This is a genomic window from Haloarcula sp. HT12, from assembly GCF_055271655.1.
Window position 1 is genome coordinate 467,235 of sequence record NZ_JBUXKW010000004.1, and the last position, 18,847, is coordinate 486,081.

An 18,847-nucleotide genomic window follows, 5' to 3' on the forward strand; every position below is an offset into this window, starting at 1 on the left:
CTACGTGGGTCCTAAACGAATACGAGTGGTTAGAACAACCTAAACGTCCCCAGGGAGTATGTCACGGTAGTGAGTCCCAGATCAAGCGCAGCTTCAGATGTTATATGGGGTGATACGAGCGATGCCGGAGCACTCGACCGATATCGAACGCTGGTCGGCCTGCTCGATGACGGGGTCTATCAGCTGGACCAGTCCGGTCATTTCGTTGCTGTAAACGATTCTCTGGTGGAGATGACAGGCTATTCCCGGGACGAGCTCCTCGGCGAACCGTACTCATTACTCTTTTCTGAGATCGATGCCGAACACGAAATGCAGCGTTTACAGGATCGCGAAGACGATCTCGTAACGTTCCAATCCGTTCTCCGGAGTTCCGACGGGAGGACGATGCCCTGTGAACTGCGGGTGTCCCGTCTCCTGACGGAGGGTGATTGCCAGGGGACCGTCGGTATTGTGAGAAACCTGTCCGAGCAAGGATTTCCGCCGACACCGGAATGGACCCAGAGATCGGGTGACGTACTCAGTACGATCCTGGAAAAGATCCACGGGGGTATCTTCGTTCTCGACGAGGAGTTCGAAATAGTTCGGACCAACGAGACCATCGGTCAGTATTTCGGCGTGGATCCGAGCGCACTCGTCGGTCGGGACAAGCGGGACGTCGTCGACGAGGTCATGAGAAAACGAGTCGCCGACCCGGATCGGTTTGCGGACCGCGTGCTCTCTGCATACGACAATAACGCGTACGTCGATAAGTTCACGTGCGAAATTACCGCCGGTGAGAACCGGGAGGGACGCTGGCTCAACCACTGGAGCAAACCCATCGAATCCGGACCGTTCGCCGGGGGACGAGTCGAAATCTACACTGAGGGCACGGACCAGAAGAAAACGGCAGACGCACTTCGAGAGACTGAGGAACGATTTCACTCCCTAGTCGATGCGGTAGAAGAGTACGCCATTTTCCGCCTCGACCCGCACGGTCGCGTGGTTAGCTGGAACGAAGGGGCACGGAAGATCAAGGGGTACGAGGCCGCGGAGATACTCGGCGAACACATCTCACAGTTCTACACGGAATCTGACAGGGCATCGGGCGTTCCCGAGCAAAACCTCGCTGATGCGCTCGAGAAGGGGTCAATCGAGGACGAGGGTTGGCGCGTCCGCAAGGACGGTACCCAGTTCTGGGCGAACGTGACGATCACGGCCCTCCGCGACGACGGCATTCACCAGGGATATCTGAAGGTCACTCGCGACATGACTGACCGGCACCGACACGAGCAGGAGATAGAGAGCGAACTCCAGCGTATTCTGGAACGGATTTCGGATGCGTTCTACGCGCTCGACGAGGAGTGGCGGTTCACACACGTCAACGAGCGCGCGGAGGAACTGCTTCAGCAACCCCGCGAGGAACTCCTCGGCGAGTGCCTCTGGGATATGTTCCCCGAGGCTGCCGACACCAGCGTCTGGGACCGCTACCAGGAGGCGATGGACACCCAAGAACCGGTCAGCTTTGACCTCGAATACGATGTGCTGGACATCTGGGTAGAGGTAACCGCGTACCCATCCGAGAGTGGCCTGTCGGTGTATTTCCGCGACATTACGGACCGGGTAGAGGCCCAGCGACGGGTCCGAGACCGCGAACAGCAACTCGAAGAGTACGAAGCGTACACCACTGAGATACTGAACAGCATCGACGATCTCTTCTACGTTATCGACACCGAAAAGAACTTCCAGCGATGGAACGCGAGCGTCTCCACTGTGACTGGCTACACGGACGAAGAGATCAGGTCCATGGACCCAGCGGATCTGTTCGTCGAGGAGGACCGTGAGACCATTCACAACGGGATCGAGACGGTGTTCGAGACCGGTAGTACCCGCATCGAGGCAACGATACTGACCAAGGGAGGGCAACGAGTGCCGATGGAGTTTGCGGCATCTGCTGTCGTGGCACCCGACGGGGAGACGATGCTTGCGGGTATCGGTCGGGATATCACCGAGCGGATCGAACGCGAGCGGGCGCTTGAGGCGTCCAACGAACGGCTCGAACGGTTCGCGCACGCCGCCTCACACGATCTGCAGGAACCACTCCGGATGGTCTCAAGCTATCTCCGCCTCATCGAGCGGCGCTACGGAGACGAGTTGGATGCGGACGGCCGGGAGTTCCTCGAATTTGCCGTCGACGGCGCTGACAGAATGCGTGAGATGATCGACGGTTTGCTTACGTACTCGCGGGTCGAATCCCAAGGCACCTCTTTCGAGGCGGTGGACCTCGACGACGTGTACGCGAATACGTGTGATAACCTCCGGATCGCCATCCGGGAGCACGACGCCGAGATCACCAGCGAATCGCTCCCCGTCGTCGAAGGGGACGAACGGCAACTACGCCAGCTTCTGCAGAACCTGCTGGAGAACGCGATAGAGTATAGCGGCGACGAACCGCCACGGATACACGTTGCCGCTGAGCGAAACGAGATCAGGGGTATGCCGGAGTGGGACACCACCGTCACGTCGGAAGCCGACCAGTGGACTATCTCGGTTCGGGACGAGGGGATCGGCGTCGATCCGGATGACCACGAGCGCATCTTCCAGGTATTCCAGAGTCTCGATGGACCGGACAGCCAGAGTTCGGGGATCGGCCTGGCGCTGTGCAAGCGGATCGTCGAGCGCCACGGCGGTGACATTTGGATCGATTCGACGCCCGGAGAAGGGGCCACCATCTCGTTTACCCTTTCGGGAGCGAAGCGAGACCATGACTGAACACAGCCAGCCGAACGACTCGGCGAACATTCTCCTCGTCGAGGACAATCCGGGAGACGTCCACCTGACGAGAGAAGCGTTCAGGGAAAACCGGATCGCCAACACGCTCCACGTCGTAACTGACGGCGTTGAAGCGCTCGAATTTCTCCACAGGCGCGGAGAGTATGCCGACGCCCCTCGCCCCGATATCATTCTCCTCGACCTGAGTCTCCCGCGGAAGAACGGCGACGAGTTTCTCGAAGAGTTACACGAGGAATCCCCCGATCTCAGCCGGATTCCGATCATCATCCTGACGAGTTCACAGGCGGAAGAGGACATCGTCAGATCCTACGAGCTTCAGGCGAACGCGTACATGACGAAACCGGTCGATCCGGGGGAGTTCATTCAAACAATCCGGACGTTCAAAACGTTCTGGCTCGATATCGTGTGCTTGCCACCGAACGGAGGAAGTTGATGACAGCCGAACAACTCGACGTCCTCCTGGTCGAAGACAACCCGGGCGATGCACGACTTGTCGAGGAGATACTCCGGGAAACCCAGTCCCGCCTCCACCGAATCAACCTCGATGGACCGCCTCCGGAGCGAGTCGCAGTCCATCACGTAGGGCGCCTTGCAGCGGGCGTCGAGTACCTTACCGACAACGCCGTCGACGTTATTCTACTCGATCTGGGGCTTCCGGACAGTGCCGGGCTGGACACGCTGGTCACGCTCGTCGAGAAAGCGGAGTTTACGCCCATCATCGTGCTCACGGGACTGGATGATCGGAACGTCGGGATCGAGGCGATTCAACACGGGGCCGAGGATTACCTGGTGAAAGACGAAGTCAGCGGCGAGCTATTGATCCACTCGATCCAGTACGCGATCGAGCAGGCCCGTCAGGAAGCCGAACGGGTCCGCTATCGCAAGCAACTGGAGTCACTCAACGAACTCAATACGATCAGCCAGGAGATCACCCACGATGTCATCACAACTCACTCTCGCGACAGCCTCGAACAGGCTGTTTGCGAGCGAGTCATCGAAGCGGACGATTACCTGCTCGCCTGGATCGGCGATCTCGACCGGCCGACCGAACGGCTCTCCCCGCGGGCGAGCGCGGGTGAGGAAAGCGACCGTAATATTGTCCCCCGTGACGAGGAGGCAGAAGACCGTCCAGAAGCGATGGCGATTGAGACGCGGCAAACACAGATCGCCCAGGAAGTACAGGTAGATCAAGGGTCCGAGACCGAGCAGACAGGACAGTCTGACCGCCGTTCGGTCGCCGCGATCCCTATCACGTACCGGACGATATTCTACGGGATCCTCGTCATACACGCCACGTCACCGAATGCGTTTTCCAGTCACGAAACGGGGATCCTCTCACGATTGGGCGAGGTCATCGGGCACGCGATCACTTCGATCGAGCGCAAGAACGCCCTCGTTTCGGACTCGGTGTTGCACCTCGGGTTTCGGATAACGGGCGTGTGCGAGGAACTGGTCACACTCTCGGCGAACACCAGGTGTACGCTCCAGTTCGAGAATTTCATCAGAAGCGATAGCGGTACTCTCGTGTACGGGCACGCGGAGGGGCTTCGACGCGAGGAACTGCACGAGGCGGCCCAGCAGTCGGCCGAAATCGAAGGCCTCCGGGTTCTATCGGCCGGACAGGACAGTTACGATTTCGAATTCACGACAACCGCGCTCGGGTCACTTGATACCGCTGTCGCAGATCACGGTGGCCGCGTCGCTTCGGGAACTATCGACTCCGGCGTACTCAGATTGATCGTCGAGTTTCCACAGGGGCGGGACAAGCGCCAACTCGCCCAGCTCGTAGAGGACAACTGTGAGGGAGCGACACTCTGTTCTCATCGAACCGTGGAACAGGACGACCCGAGCATTCCCGAGACCCGATCCGTGTTCCGAAGCCGCCTCACAGAGAAGCAGCGTGCTGCCCTCGAGACGGCGTATCGAGCCGGGTACTTCGACTGGCCGCGAACGACGAGCGGCGAGGAAATCGCGGAGCTCCTCGGAATTACGCAGGCGACGTTCAGCGAGCACTTCCGAGCGGCAGAACGGGAGTTCTTCGATGCGGTCTTCGAAAACGAGGACACCGAAACTTCCCCGCCGTCGTCGCCGTGGAAAACGTCCGAGTCAGGCACGAACAGCGGCTGATCAACCGATTCGAGTATCAGTCCGACGAGAGAGGCGAGAACGGCTTCGCCGGGAGAGAACGTACCGGGACATGGTCGACGGGACCGGGAAGCGATCCGGCGCTGCTGGAAACGTGAGGGGACGACAGTCATTCCTCGGACTGGGCAATTCAGGGTGCCTGGCAGCAATACGGGTCTATTAGAGCCGATTCAATCATATTAGGCCGATAGCTCACCACCGCTCACACAGTAGTATCGTCTGGAGATATATCATGCCACAACGCAGTTCCCCAGCCCAGATCAACATGGTCGCCGATAGTGGCGCTTCGATTACCCTCGATGCCGAGGCAGCGACTGACGAGACGTGCGAAGCGCTATCACATGAGCGACGGCGAACGGTTCTCCACACGCTAACCTGTGAATCGACGCCGATCACGCTGCAAACGCTGTCGAAAGCGGTTGCAACTCGGGAACAGGCTGGCGATACGGAGCCGATCCCGGCGGAACTACTCAAACAGGTTCACGTATCGCTGTATCACACACATCTACCGAAGTTAGCTGATCACGGCCTCATCACGTTCGATCCCGAATCGAAGACCGTCGAGGACGTCGACGATGCGGTCAAACGAGGTGGGGTATAGTCATGTGCCAGATCAAAACCGGTGTCGAGCTTGAGCTATGGGTCGTAGACGACGATGGACGACTGGCCGACGGCCAAGAGGTCGTGGCTGCTCACGACCGGATAAGACCGGAGTTCATCGATCCGCTCATCGAAGTGCAGACAGAGCCTCACGACAACGAGTTCGAGTTGCGTCGGGACCTGGAGACGACACTCCGGGCCGGTGTCCGAGCCGCCGAAAAGCACGACAAACAGCTCGTCCCTCTGGGAACTCCACTCACGCCATCGAATACGGAGGCGAACTGCAAGCGGGGGGAGTTGTTCGAGGAGATCTACGGCGACGGGGTCCAGAGCGCGAAGAACTGCGCCGGCACACACATCCACTTCCAGAAAGGATGTGTGGTCGACCAGTTGAACCTCCTCACCGCACTCGATCCGGCACTGGCCTTACTGAACTCCTCACCGTACTACTGCGGAGAAGCGGGTGATAGCTCCTCGCGGGCACGAGCCTATCGGAGGAAGTGCGGGCACGAATTCCAGCGGTTCTGCGATCTCTGGCCGTACGTAGATAGTCTGCAGGAGTGGACAGATCGTGTCGATCAGGTATTCGAACGATTCAAAGAGTTGGCGGATAGCCGCGGTGTACGCGCCGAGACAGTCACTGACTATTTCGAAGCCGAAGACACAGTGCTCAATCCCGTTCGACTCCGGGAGTGCCAGCCGACTGTCGAGTGGCGAGCGCCCGACGCTGCCTTGCCGAGTGAAGTGATCAAGTTGGCAGTGGACGTGGGGGATCTGGTTTCCCAGACCGAGACGAAATCACTTGATCGTGGACGTCCCGGCGTGTACCCCGATCAGATCAGAGTTCCGGAGTTTTCCACCCTTCAGGAGCTCAGCCAACAGGCGATCCGCTTCGGACTGGAATCGAAACCGGTCGAGATCTACCTGGAAAAGATGGGCTTCGATACGTCCACGTACGAGCCGGTCTCAGCGGATTTTCGTGGCCCCCCAGTTGCCGGGAAAGCGTTGGCACGGAAGTTACGTCTCGAACAGGCCAGCAATCTCCGGCAGGACATCGGACGGATAGCCGTGTAAGTGACGACGTCCTTTGAGTGGAGTGAGAGCGGCAGTCCCCGAGTATCTCGCGGCCGGTTCGCCGGTACCGCGCAATAGCCAGCGGACATGTTTTCCCGTCGGAACCACAACTGCAGGTATGGGTTCGGTAGCCAACGGACGTGAGTTCGTGCAGCGGGTGTATACGGACGTTTCCGAGAAGAACGTCCCCTTCATGGCGGCTGGTCTGGCGTACAGCGCTTTCGTTTCGCTGGCACCGCTTTTGATCCTGCTGTTCCTCGTGCTCACCCTCGTCGGTGGCGGCCTCGAAGCCCGTATCATCGAGTTCGCCAACCAGTGGCTCCCGGGACCGATCGCCGATGTCGTCCAGCAAACGTTCCTCGAACGCTCTAGTGTCGGAAGCGCTTCCGTCGTCGGATCAGTCGTTTTGATCTGGGGGGCATTGAAGATCTTCCGGGGCCTCGATACGGCGTTCTCCGAGATATACGGAACCGTCGGTCGCAATTCGTTCGTGAACAAACTGAAAGACGGTGTTGTCGTCCTCTTCGCCCTCGGGGTCGCTGTAGTGGCCACGGTCGGAACGAGTGCCGCGTTCGCCGTCTTCGCGGACACGATTCCGTTCGCCGGGTACGCCATGCCGCTGGTGTTACTCGTCGGACTCGTCGTCGCGTTCCTCCCGATGTACTACGTCTTTCCGGACCGTGAGTTAAGCGTCCGCGACGTCCTCCCCGGCGCGATAGTTGCTGCGGTCGGGTGGGCAGCGTTCCAGGGCCTCTTTCAGGTGTACCTCACGTTCTCGAACCCCGGGGCAGGAAGCTTCGCCGGCAGCGTGATCATCGTGATCACCTACCTCTACTTTTCGGCGCTCGTTCTCCTGCTCGGTGCCGTTATAAATGCGGTAACGGGTGGACACTCATCCGGTCACGCCGGCGGTATCAGTGACAGAGCTAACTTATCTCAGCCTCGCCGCGAGGCCTCGCTCAATCGAGATGAAGTCGATGCCTACCTCCGCGGGCTGAACCGGCGACTCACGACCACACATGTTGTATCAGGGGCTGAAGAGAAAGAGATGCCTCCGCAGGCGGAGGGTGATGTCCATCTCGTCGAATACGCGACAGAGGGGGAGGAAGGTAATCGATGGACAGTCCAGCTTAGCTGGACGCCAGTCGCTGATTCGTCGCCGGACGATTCGGAGGCTGCAGTCACCACTGTGTTCGATAACTGATCTCCTGTGGTGAAAGAGATCAGCAGGTGATAAAAGCGATACGGGAGAGCTCGCCAGAGGCGCATTAAGCGCCACTGGAACAGGGTATCCGGGGACGGAACGAGCGACATCTTATCAGATTTTACCGATAAATTCTTGGACGATATCTTACTATTTACCCAGTTTACCAACAGGGCTTACACGGATAACGACAAATACGTGACTTCATCTGTGATCCGTCTCGGCTGTGATTCCAGAGGCCTGATCAATCTAGATCTATTTTCGGCAGCGGAGTTCCCACATCGACGTTCTCTCAGGCACTTACCGGGATTCAGAAACTCTCGTGGGGCGTTCTTTGGCCGGAAAGTGATAATATCTCCTCTGCTGATAATTTTTCCCAATAGAGAGGGAAAACGCGCAGACCGCTTTAGCGTAACTACAGAAGACCAGCGGATCGGCAGAGAGATTCTAACACACTTTTTTAAGATAACCCCTCCTCGTGTTGAGATATGGCAGCAGTCCGACGCCTCGTCATCGATGTACTGAAACCGCACGACCCGCCCCTGCTTGTGTTTACTGATCAGGTCGCTGAGACCGAAAGTGTCGAGGGAGTAACATCGTCTCTGATCGAGCTAGATCAGGAAGTTCAAAACGTCAAGCTCACGTTTGAGGGTGAGGATCTTGACTTCACAAAGGTCGAAGAAAAGATCGAAAACCTCGGTGGATCGGTGCACTCCGTGGATCAAGTTGCCTGCGGCGACTACGTCGTGACGGACCGGCGTACGCTACAGGATGCCTGATACGCCGTGGCGTCGATTCGACAACTCCTCAGGCGTCTTCTCGGGAAGGAGGACGTCCTGGCGATTTCGCGTCGCTACTTCATTTCGAACGGGTTCGATGGAACGCTCACGAGCATTGGAATCATTGTCGGCGCCGTCCTCTCCGGAGTCCCTGACGGGTACACTGTGATCAAAATCGGGCTGGGTGCGGCAGTCGGTCTCGGGACATCTGCGGTCTGGAGCGTCTGGGAAATCGAACGGGCCGAAACACGGGCCGAGATCAGACGTATCGAGCAGGCGATGCTCACGGACCTCGACGATACCCGCGTGCAACGGAATCAGAGCGGTGCCCGCTTCGTACACGCGATAATGAGCGGCCTGGGTCCACTAATCGGGATTCTAATCCCGCTAACCCCGTTCCTCGTCGAAGGAACCGTTGTCACAATGCAAGAGGCGGCACTTATCGCGGTCGGCTTGGGTATTGGTGTGTTGGGTGTGTTCGGCGCCTACATGGGCTCGATTTCGGGCCAGCGGTGGTACGTTGCCGCGGCACGGATGGGACTCGCCGGACTGGTCGTTGCAATCCTCAATCTCTTTCTCCCGGGGTAGGAACTCTCCGTCGGGTGAAGGTAGTGGCCAAGGATTGCTGCCTTTGGTTCGAATAGTTTCAAATGTGTATATCGGGCTTCCTTCAGATTTGGAGATAATATACTGGCATATATGAATATAGTTCTAATATTTGTCTCTAAAGTGTTGCTATATAAGAGTGAATATCTGTTATTTGGTTATTATTCCATCTTTTCATCCAGATATTTGGTATTTTGCTGTTAAATTTGAATATCTTGCCCTAATCTGCATTGATGACTAGGGAGTATAACCTCAGTCGGGTGGAGGAAATCAGGCACATCCCAACGGAGTCGGCCAGTTTGGTACCGGTAGACACAGTCTGGAGCACCGATACGCCGTGTCGAGAACGGCGGCGTTAAGTTATTGGTTCACACAGGTGGTAGCACATGCACCCTGACGATAGCGACGCCGCCACAGACGGTGGTGTCCAACTCGCGCCGAAGGCGAGCGACGGCCGTGCGAACTACGACTACGTCGGCGGGCAAGTCGAGCGCCCCGGCCTCGTCTCTGATTTAGAGAGCCGTGTCGAAGGCGAAGTGCGGTTCGATACCTATACCCGTCAGATGTACGCCACTGACGCCAGTGCATACGAGGTGACGCCTATCGGCGTCGTGTTTCCCACATCGACCGACGATGTCTCTGCGGTCGTCTCCTACTGTGCCGACCGCGAGATACCGGTCCTCCCGCGGGGCGGCGGGACGAGTCTCGCCGGCCAGACTGTCAACGAGGCGGTCGTCCTCGACTTTACGCGTCACATGGATACTGTCCGTGACGTTGACCCCGATGCCAAAGAGGCAACGGTGCAGTCGGGTGCTGTCCTCGCCGACCTGAACGACCGCGCCGCAGCGTTCGGGTTAACCTTCGGGCCCGATCCAGCCGCCGGAAACCGCAGCGCCATCGGTGGCGCTATCGGGAACAACTCGACCGGGGCGCACTCGCTGGTCTACGAGAAAACGGACCACTACGTCGAATCCTGCGAGGTGGTCCTCGCCGACGGGACCGTCACTACGTTCGGGGAGGTCTCCGTCGACGACCTCCGCTCGCGGGCTGACTCTGAGAGCGACGATATCGAGGCCCGTATCGCAGCCGGCGTCGTCGAACTGCTGGACGGCCACGCCGATGCGATCGACGAGCGCTATCCCGAGATGAAGCGGAACGTCTCGGGGTACAACCTCGACCGACTCGTCGCGGAGTACGAAGGCGAGTACGGCGACCCCGGAGTGGTTAACCTCGCCAGCCTGCTGGCCGGCAGCGAGGGGACGCTCGCCGTTGTCACCGAAGCGACTGTCTCGCTCGAACCGACGCCGGAGACGAAAGCAGTGGCGCTGCTGACCTACGACAGTGTTGTCGACGCGGTCAGCGACGTGCAACACGTTCTCCAGCACGACCCCGCCGCTGTCGAACTCATCGACGACGTACTCATCGACCTCGCGGCCGACACGACGGAGTTCGCCGCCGTGGCCGACCGGTTGCCCGAGCAAACGCGTGCCGCCCTGCTGGTCGAGTTCTACGCCGACAGCGACGACCACGGCCGAGCACAGGTCGCGGACCTGCTGGCCGACCGGGTCCCGGAGGGTGGCGACGACGGCCCTGTCGGTGACCGTTACGCCTTCGACTCGCTGGAAGCCTACGACGCCGACGACCGGAAAGAGCTCTGGAAGCTCCGGAAGTCCGGGCTGCCGATACTGCTCGGGCGGACGAGTGACGCAAAGCACATCAGCTTTCTCGAAGACTGCGCCATCCCGCCGGAAAACCTCCCCGAGTTCGTCAGCGAGTTCCAGGACGTACTCGCCGAACAGGACACCTTCGCGTCGTTCTACGCGCACGCCGGCCCCGGCGTCCTCCACGTCCGTCCGCTGGTCAACACAAAGTCACAGACCGATCTCGACGCGATGGAAGCCATCGGCGACGCCGTAACTGACCTCGTCGTGGAGTTCGGCGGGTCCGTCTCCGGCGAGCACGGCGACGGCCGCGCCCGCACCCAGTGGAACCGGAAACTGTACGGCGAACAGCTCTGGGAGGCGTTTCGCGACCTGAAAACCGCGTTCGACCCCGACTGGCTGCTCAACCCGGGCCAGGTGTGTGGCGACGTGTCGCTGACCGAAAACTTGCGGTTCGACCCGGAGTACGAGTTCGACGCCGGGTTCGATTCGGCGCTCGAATGGGACAACGAGAACGGGATGCAGGGGATGGTCGAGTTGTGTCACGGCTGTGGCGGCTGTCGGACACAGCAGTCCGAGGGCGGTGTGATGTGTCCCACGTTCCGGGCGGCCGACGAGGAAGTCACGTCGACCCGCGGTCGGGCGAACATGCTCCGGCAAGCCATGAGCGGTGACTTGCCGGACGATCCGACCGACGACGAGTTCGTCACCGAGGTGATGGACCTCTGTATCGGCTGTAAGGGGTGTGCACACGACTGCCCCAGCGAGGTGGACATGGCGAAGCTGAAAGTCGAGGTGGAACACGCCCACCACGAGGAACACGGCGCGAGCCTCCGGGAGCGACTGTTCGCGAATATCGACACCCTGGCCCGGGTCGGCAGCGCGCTCGCACCACTGTCGAACTTGGGGCCGAAACTCCCGGGCGCACGAACGGTGATGGAGAAGACACTCGGTATCGCCAGCGAGCGCTCGCTGCCGACCTTTGAGCGCGAGAGCCTGCAGGACTGGTTCGAGACCAGGGGGCCGCAGGTCCCCGAGCGGGAGGCCGAGCGAAAAGCGGTGCTGTTCCCGGACACGTACACGAACTTCAGCCACCCCGACGTGGGGAAGGCGGCGGTCCGGGTGCTGGAAGCAGCGGGCGTCCACGTCGACGTGGCGGACGTGACAGACAGCGGTCGCCCGTCATACTCGAAGGGGTTCGTCGACGCAACTCGTGAGACAGCCAGCGAGGCTGTGACTGCGCTCGCCCCCCGCGTCGCCGACGGCTGGGACGTGGTTGTCGTCGAACCAAGCGACGCCGTCATGCTCCAGTCCGATTATCTGGACCTCCTCTCCGGAGAGGCAGTCGAGCGGCTAGCGGCCAACAGCTATGGCGTGTGTGAGTACCTCGACACCTTCCGGCTCGACGACGAGATAGCGTTTGACAGTCTTGACCGGTCGCTGGCGTACCACGGGCACTGTCACCAGAAGGCGACGAAGAAGGACCACCACGCCGTCGGCGTCCTCCGTCGGGCCGGCTACGCCGTCGATCCACTCGATTCCGGGTGCTGTGGCATGGCCGGCTCCTTCGGCTACGAGGCCGAACACCACGCGATGAGCATGGCCATCGGCGACGAACTCGCTGGGCAGGTGACCGGAAGCGACGCCGACAGCGTCGTCGCTCCAGGAGCCTCCTGTCGAACACAGCTCGGCGACCTCGATGTCACGGTCGACGGGGCCTTTGCGGGTCGTAGCGAGGAGCCGCCGACCCCGGTCGAAGCCCTCGATGCAGCGCTCTCGACCCCGCGCCGGTAGTCCCGTCAGAAATCAGAACTGGGCGGCGGCCCAGCGGGACGTGACCAAACCTTGATTATAGCCTCGCCGTATGTACTCATATGGCACAAGAAGGCGTATCACGGTACAGTATCGAGGCCGACTGGAACACGCACTACATCGGCGGCGAGTGGAAAGAGAGCACGAGCGGGGACAGCATCGCTGTCGAGGACCCCTCGACACGCGAGACGGTGACGCAGGTTCCCCGCGGGACCGAGGCGGACGTAGACGCTGCGTACGAAGCGGCTGCCGAAGCGCAGACGGAGTGGGGTCAGACCCCGCCGGCCCGACGCGAGGAACTCGTCCAGAATCTCCTGCAAACAGTGGACGAACACAGCGAGGAGATCGTCGAACTCCTGGCGACCGAAGCCGGCCAGGCCGCTGGGATCGGGGAAACGTCGGTCCACCTCACCGAGGACCAGATCGCGGAGGCGGCCACCATGCCACGGCGGATGAAGGGCGAACACGCCGCATCGAACATCCCGGGCAAGGAGAACATCGTCCAGCGTGAACCGCAGGGTGTGGTGACGGTCATCTCGCCGTGGAACTTCCCGCTGAACCTCTCCGCGCGGGCCCTCGCCCCGGCCGTCGCCGCCGGCAACACGGTCGTCCTGAAGCCGGCGACGAACACGCCGATTGTCGGCGGACTCCTGTTCGCCCGGCTGTTCGAGGACGCGGGGTTCCCGGACGGCGTGCTGAACGTCGTGACGGGCCACGGGTCGGACATCGGTGACGCCGTCGCCAGCCACCCCGAAAGCGACGTCGTCGCCTTCACCGGATCGACCGATGTCGGTCGCCGCGTCGCCGCGGCGGCCGGTGAGAACCTCGCAGAGGCCGCGATGGAACTGGGCGGGAACAACGCTCACGTCGTCACGGCCGACGCCGATATCGAGCAGGCCGTCGACGCCGGCGTCTTCGGCTCCTTTGCCCACCAGGGACAGGTCTGTATCTCCATCAACCGGCATCTCGTCCACGAGGACGTCTACGACGAGTACGTCGAGCGGCTGACCGAACGCGCCGAGAACTTGCCGGCGGGCAGCGCCCACGAGCACGTCGTTCTCGGCCCCATCATCGACGAATCCCAGCGCGACGAGATGTTAGAGTACGTGGAGGAGACCGTCGAAGCCGGTGCCACGCTGGAGACCGGTGGCGACACCGTCGAGGTAGAGGGTGTCGAGGATTCGCTGGTGGTCGAACCGACGGTGCTCTCGGACGTGACCAACGACATGGCGGCGGCCTGTAACGAGCACTTCGGCCCCATCGCACCGGTAATTCCGTTCGCGGATGTCGACGAAGCCGTCGAACTCGCCAACGACACCGAGTACGGCCTGTCCGGGTCCGTCCACGCGGGCGACGTGGGTGCGGGCAAGCGCATCGCACAGCGGATGGAGACCGGGATGGTCCACGTCAACGACCAGCCCATCAACGACGAGGCCCACGTGCCCTTCAGCGGCACGGCCGCCTCCGGCGTCGGCGGCTACAACACCGACGACTTCCTCGACGAGGTGACCGAGAAGAAGTGGATCTCGCTCCAGCACGAGGACCGTGAGTTCCCGTTCTAAGAAGTTAGCGGGGACCGTCTGTCTCGTCATCGGCGGCGGCAACGGTCTCGGCGAGGCGGCGGCCCACGAACTCGCCGACCACGGTGCGACCGTCGTGGTGAACGACCTGGGCACGTCCGTGTCCGGCGACGGCAGCGACCCGACCGTTCCCGAGGAGGTCGCCGCCGACATCCGCGAGGCGGGCGGTGAGGCGACGGCCCACCACGGCGACGTGAGCGACTTCGACTACGCACAGCGGCTCATCGAGGAGACTGTCGCGTCGCAGGGCCGTCTGGACTTCGTCGCCAACTTCGCCGGCATCCTCCGGGACGGCATGAGCTACAAGCTCGATCCCGAGGACTGGACGGCAGTCATCGAGAATAACCTTACCGGACAGTTCGCGCCGCTCCGGGCGGCCTGCGCACACTGGCGCGAAGCGGGCGAGGACGGCTTCGACCGTCAGCGGTCGTACTTGGCGGTCAGCGCCGGGGCCGCCAGAGGGAATCTCGGACAGGTCAACTACGCCGCGGCCAAGGCGGGCGTCCTCGGGATGGTCCGGTCGGTGTCGACAGAGCTGCACCACTCGGACGTGCGGGTCAACGCCCTCGTCCCGAACGGGTACACGCGGATGACGGAGACGGTCCCGGAGAAACACCGCCCGTACACGCGGGAGGAAATGCCGCCGGAGAACGTCGCGCCGATGGTCGCGTACCTCGCCAGCGACGCGGCGGCGGACGTGACCGGCTGTACGCTCTATGCCGGTGGGAACCGGGTCGGCGTCTATTCGGACCCGGCGATGGACGCTGTCGGCGTCGATCCCGACGGCTGGACGCTCGATTCCCTGGCGGCGCACTTCCGTGAGGACGTGGCCGCCGACGTGGATCTGACCCGGACGGACGCGCACTTCTGAGTAGGGAGCGGGGGGAAGCCCCTCTCTCCGTCACACAGAAAGGCATCTTTTATCACGGCCTCCAACGATATTTCCCCTATGCGATTTGTCCGCTACGACAACGACCAGCTCGGGTTGCTCACAGACGACGGCGACGGCATCGTCGCCCTGAACGACCGCCTCGGTATCGACGCCGACGACCCTCTCGTCGAGTACATCGACGGCGAGTACGACGCCAGTGAGTACACCGACGCCGACCCGGACCACGCAGTCGAAGACGTAGAGATCGGGTCGCCCGTGGGTCGCCCCGGCAAGGTCATCGCCGCGCCGCTGAACTACGAGAACCACATCGAGGAGGCGCTGTCGGACCGCGACATCACGACCGACGAGTGGTTCTCGATCAAGGACAAGGGCTACTTCCTGAAGGCGCCGTCCAGCGTGGTCGGCCCGGATCACGGCATCGAACTGCCGTTTTCGGACCGGCGCACCGACCACGAGATCGAACTCGCGTTCGTCATGGAAGGCGACGTGAAGGACGTGCCGGCCGAGGAAGCCTGGGACCACATCTTCGGCTACACGATCCTGCTTGACATCTCGCTGCGGGGCGACCAGGACCGTTCGAACCGGAAGTCCTACGACACGTTCACCGTCATCGGGCCGTGCGTGACCACGGCCGACGACATCGACGATCCACAGGACCTCCAGATGGAACTCCAGCTCAACGGCGAGCGCCGCCAGTACGAGAACACCGGCGATATGGTGTACACCTGCGCGGATGTCGTCCAGTACGCATCACTCGGGGCGACCCTGGAAACCGGCGACGTCATCACCACCGGGACGCCGGAAGGTGTCAGCGAACTCTCCGACGGCGATACCATCGACGCACAGATCGAGTCCGTCGGCGAGATGACCGTCGACGTCACCGAGCGGGACGTCAGCTACGCCGAGGCCGACGTCCAGAAAAGCGGACAGGAGTAGCGGCCTCCGGTCGGTTCTCGGCCCACTCGGATCGCTTTTTTGGCCCCCTACAGAGGGGTACACTTAAGAAAACCGGCGATAAATCATGTGGTAATCGATGGCGCTCCTCGAAGTAGATTCGATAGACGTGTCGTACGGGAACGTGCAGGTGCTCTGGGATGTCAGTCTCTCCGTCGAGAAAGGCGAGACCGTCGCACTGCTTGGCGCCAACGGTGCCGGCAAGACGACCACCCTCAAGACGATCTGTGGTGATCTCCAGCCGACGGCCGGTGAAGTACGGTTCAAGGGGGAGAGTATCGGCAGCATGCCCCACGAAGAGGTCGTCGAGATGGGCGTCGCTCACGTTCCGGAAGGACGGGAGATCTTCACCGATAGCAGTATCCGTGAGAACCTGGAGCTCGGGGCATACATCGACCGCAGCGGGATGGACGAGCGACTCGAAACCGTCTACGAGATATTCCCCCGACTCGAAGAGCGGGCCAGCCAGCGCGCCGGCACGCTCTCGGGCGGCGAACAGCAGATGCTGGCTATCGGTCGTGGACTGATGAGCGATCCCGACCTCCTCTTGCTGGACGAGGCCAGCCTGGGCCTTGCGCCGGTGTTGGTCGACGACGTGTTCGAGGCGATCGAGCGGATCAACGAGACCGGAACGACGGTGTTACTGGTCGAGCAGGACATCTACAACGCGCTCCGCGTGGCCGACCGCGGCTACGTCATCAAAACGGGGCAGGTAACGCTTTCCGGGACGTCCGCCGAGCTGGCGGAGGACGAACGCGTCGAAGAATCGTATCTCGGAGCGTAAGACGGACTGCTGTAGGTTATTCTTCGTCGGGTGTCACGCCCGGCTCGGTTTCGACCGCCTCGTCGTTCGGAATCGTATCCGAGTTCGACGGCGCTTCTGAACCGCCCGTGTCAGCGATGAGGTAGTCCTCAGCGAGTCCGTACAGCCCCTGCGGAAGGAAGATGATGAACAGGATGATGAGCGTCCCCTCGATGGATGTCGCGACGCTACCGACGATAGACGCGAGGCCGGTGTCGAGCAGGAGGAACAGGCCGGCACCGAGAATCGGCCCGGCGAAGGTTCCCATCCCGCCCAGAATCACGATGACCAGCGAGTCGATGGTCCAGGTCACCGCCAGTGTGGACCCCGGGTTGATGTACAGCGTGTAGTGGCCGTATAGCGCTCCCGCGAGCCCCGCGAAGAACGAGGAGACCACGAAGGCGTACATCTTGTATTTCAGCGGGTTGACGCCGAGACTGCTCGCGGCCGATTCGTCGTCGTGGATGGCCTTCATCGCGAGCCCACCGGACCCCTCGACGATCAGGTACGTGATCGCAATCGTCAGGGCCGTCGCCAGGAGCGTCAGGAAGAACATGATATCGCCGTGGGAAAGCACGCTGCCGACGCTCAGGTCACCCTGGACGTAGTACCCCGAGGATCCGCCGGTCAGCGAGCGCTGGTCGAGCATCACGAGTTCGATAACCGCCGCCAGCGCGAGCGTCCCGATGGCGAAGTAGTGACCGCTCAGCCGGAAGATAACTGGGCCGATGACGAGCGCGATCAGCGCCGCGGCCAGCCCGCCGACGATGACGGCGACAAGAATCGGGAGCTGTATCGCGGCCGGAAAACCAGCTGCACCAGGGGTCGTCAGCCACGCGGCGACGTACGCGCCCATGCCGAAGAACGCGGCGTGGCCGAGCGAGATCTGTCCGGCGTAGCCGGCCAGCAGGTTCCACGAGACGCCGAGCATCGTGAACACTAACCCCGTCAGGATGAGCCCGGTGAGCGAATCGGTCGTCGTCAGTGGGACGAGCGCAAGCACGACAACGGCGACCGCCACGATGGCCTGCAACCGTCGGTTGGCAAGCAGTGACTGCTCCGGATGGCGCTGGAGCAGGCTCATTCACCATCCCCCCCTGAACCGAACAGCCCCTCGGGCTTGAGCAACAGCACCCCGAGGAAGATGAGCAGGCTCACCACGTTTCGGTAGCCGCCACCGAGGTAGAGCGCGCCGAGGTTTTCCGAGACGCCGAGAACGACGCCGCCGACGAGGGTCCCGAGGATGCTCCCGACACCGCCAAGCACGACGACAGCGAACGCTTTCAGGAGGTATGACCACCCGATGTACGGGTCGATCGGGAACAGCATCGAGAGCAACGCACCGGCTGCGCCGGCAAGCGCCGTGCCGATCCCCAGCGTGATGACGTAGATCCGGTCCGTGTCGATACCCATGTGTTTAGCCGCGGTCCGGTTCTGTGCGGTCGCGCGGATAGCCTGCCCCGTTCGCGTGTACTGGAGGAACGCCCAGGTGCTGACGATCAGAAGCACTGCGACGACGAACGTCACCGTGCGCGGCAGGGAAAGGAACACGAATCCGAGGTCGAGACCGCTGCCAGGGATACCGAGGTCGGCGGTCCGCGCGTCGCCGCCCAGGACCAGCTGGCCGATGTTCTGCAGTATCAGTGCCAGCCCGAACAGGATGATAATAGGCTGTTCGATACCCTCCCCGACGACGTGTTTCAGCAGCACTTTCTGCAAGACGACGCCGAGAACGAACAGCAATCCGATGGCGAGGAACATGCCAAGAAGCGGAGTGATACCCGTCGCCGCGAACAGGATGATGGCGACGTACGCGCCGACCATCAGCATGTGGCCGTGTGCGAGATTCACGATATCCATGATCCCGAACACGAGCGACAGGCCCAGGGCTGCGACGGCGTAAATCCCGCCCAGCAACAGCCCGTTGACAATAGACTGTGAAACGAGTTCTCCTGCTACCATTGTCGAG

The 18,847-nt window shown here is 61.5% G+C and carries 15 protein-coding genes; 13 read left to right on the plus strand and 2 right to left on the minus strand.

Features of this window, described 5'->3' with window-relative positions:
- Positions 1 to 69: 69 nt before the first annotated feature.
- The 13 genes from ACY9XZ_RS15260 (at position 70) to ACY9XZ_RS15320 (ending at position 16,860) form a co-directional block, all read left to right on the plus strand.
- A complete protein-coding gene (locus ACY9XZ_RS15260; protein ID WP_463457875.1) occupies positions 70 to 2,748 on the plus strand; it encodes a PAS domain S-box protein in 2,679 nt (892 codons plus the stop codon).
- The gene (locus tag ACY9XZ_RS15265; RefSeq protein ID WP_463457876.1) at positions 2,741 to 3,202 is read left to right on the plus strand and encodes a response regulator; all 462 of its coding nucleotides are present in this window, start codon (positions 2,741 to 2,743) and stop codon (positions 3,200 to 3,202) included. Before ACY9XZ_RS15260 ends, ACY9XZ_RS15265 begins: the two co-directional genes overlap by 8 nt.
- Positions 3,202 to 4,896, plus strand: coding sequence for a bacterio-opsin activator domain-containing protein (locus tag ACY9XZ_RS15270; RefSeq protein WP_463457877.1), 1,695 nt, complete (start codon positions 3,202 to 3,204; stop codon positions 4,894 to 4,896). The genes ACY9XZ_RS15265 and ACY9XZ_RS15270 overlap by 1 nt, the downstream gene beginning before the upstream one ends.
- A 250-nt stretch (positions 4,897 to 5,146) precedes the next feature.
- Entirely contained in the window at positions 5,147 to 5,515 is a 369-nt protein-coding gene (locus ACY9XZ_RS15275) for a DUF7344 domain-containing protein (RefSeq protein WP_463457878.1), read from the plus strand.
- Between the two features lie 2 nt (positions 5,516 to 5,517).
- Complete coding sequence (locus tag ACY9XZ_RS15280; RefSeq protein ID WP_463457879.1) at positions 5,518 to 6,588, plus strand: glutamate--cysteine ligase; 1,071 nt, start codon at positions 5,518 to 5,520, stop codon at positions 6,586 to 6,588.
- 118 nt (positions 6,589 to 6,706) lie between these two features.
- Entirely contained in the window at positions 6,707 to 7,792 is a 1,086-nt protein-coding gene (locus ACY9XZ_RS15285; RefSeq protein WP_463457880.1) for a YihY/virulence factor BrkB family protein, read from the plus strand.
- Between the two features lie 488 nt (positions 7,793 to 8,280).
- Positions 8,281 to 8,571, plus strand: a complete 291-nt coding sequence (locus ACY9XZ_RS15290; protein WP_463457881.1) for a DUF211 domain-containing protein — start codon at positions 8,281 to 8,283, stop codon at positions 8,569 to 8,571.
- Between the two features lie 6 nt (positions 8,572 to 8,577).
- On the plus strand, positions 8,578 to 9,159 hold the full coding sequence (locus tag ACY9XZ_RS15295) for a VIT1/CCC1 transporter family protein (protein WP_463457882.1): 582 nt from the start codon (positions 8,578 to 8,580) through the stop codon (positions 9,157 to 9,159).
- Positions 9,160 to 9,563: 404 nt separating this feature from the next.
- Positions 9,564 to 12,632 carry an FAD-binding and (Fe-S)-binding domain-containing protein gene (locus ACY9XZ_RS15300; RefSeq protein ID WP_463457883.1) on the plus strand — a complete coding sequence of 1,023 codons (3,069 nt, stop codon included), beginning with the start codon at positions 9,564 to 9,566 and terminating at the stop codon, positions 12,630 to 12,632.
- Between the two features lie 80 nt (positions 12,633 to 12,712).
- A complete protein-coding gene (locus ACY9XZ_RS15305; RefSeq protein WP_463457884.1) occupies positions 12,713 to 14,212 on the plus strand; it encodes an aldehyde dehydrogenase family protein in 1,500 nt (499 codons plus the stop codon).
- On the plus strand, positions 14,196 to 15,101 hold the full coding sequence (locus ACY9XZ_RS15310; RefSeq protein WP_463457885.1) for an SDR family oxidoreductase: 906 nt from the start codon (positions 14,196 to 14,198) through the stop codon (positions 15,099 to 15,101). Before ACY9XZ_RS15305 ends, ACY9XZ_RS15310 begins: the two co-directional genes overlap by 17 nt.
- A gap of 78 nt (positions 15,102 to 15,179) precedes the next feature.
- Positions 15,180 to 16,058 (plus strand): fumarylacetoacetate hydrolase family protein, encoded by an 879-nt coding sequence (locus ACY9XZ_RS15315; RefSeq protein ID WP_463457886.1) that lies wholly within the window; start codon positions 15,180 to 15,182, stop codon positions 16,056 to 16,058.
- A gap of 97 nt (positions 16,059 to 16,155) precedes the next feature.
- Complete coding sequence (locus tag ACY9XZ_RS15320; protein WP_463457887.1) at positions 16,156 to 16,860, plus strand: ABC transporter ATP-binding protein; 705 nt, start codon at positions 16,156 to 16,158, stop codon at positions 16,858 to 16,860.
- Between the two features lie 16 nt (positions 16,861 to 16,876).
- Here the strand turns inward: ACY9XZ_RS15320 and ACY9XZ_RS15325 are convergent, their stop codons facing one another.
- Positions 16,877 to 17,962, minus strand: a complete 1,086-nt coding sequence (locus ACY9XZ_RS15325; protein WP_463457888.1) for a branched-chain amino acid ABC transporter permease — start codon at positions 17,960 to 17,962, stop codon at positions 16,877 to 16,879.
- Positions 17,959 to 18,840 carry a branched-chain amino acid ABC transporter permease gene (locus ACY9XZ_RS15330; RefSeq protein WP_463457889.1) on the minus strand — a complete coding sequence of 294 codons (882 nt, stop codon included), beginning with the start codon at positions 18,838 to 18,840 and terminating at the stop codon, positions 17,959 to 17,961. Before ACY9XZ_RS15330 ends, ACY9XZ_RS15325 begins: the two co-directional genes overlap by 4 nt.
- Positions 18,841 to 18,847 lie beyond the last annotated feature (7 nt).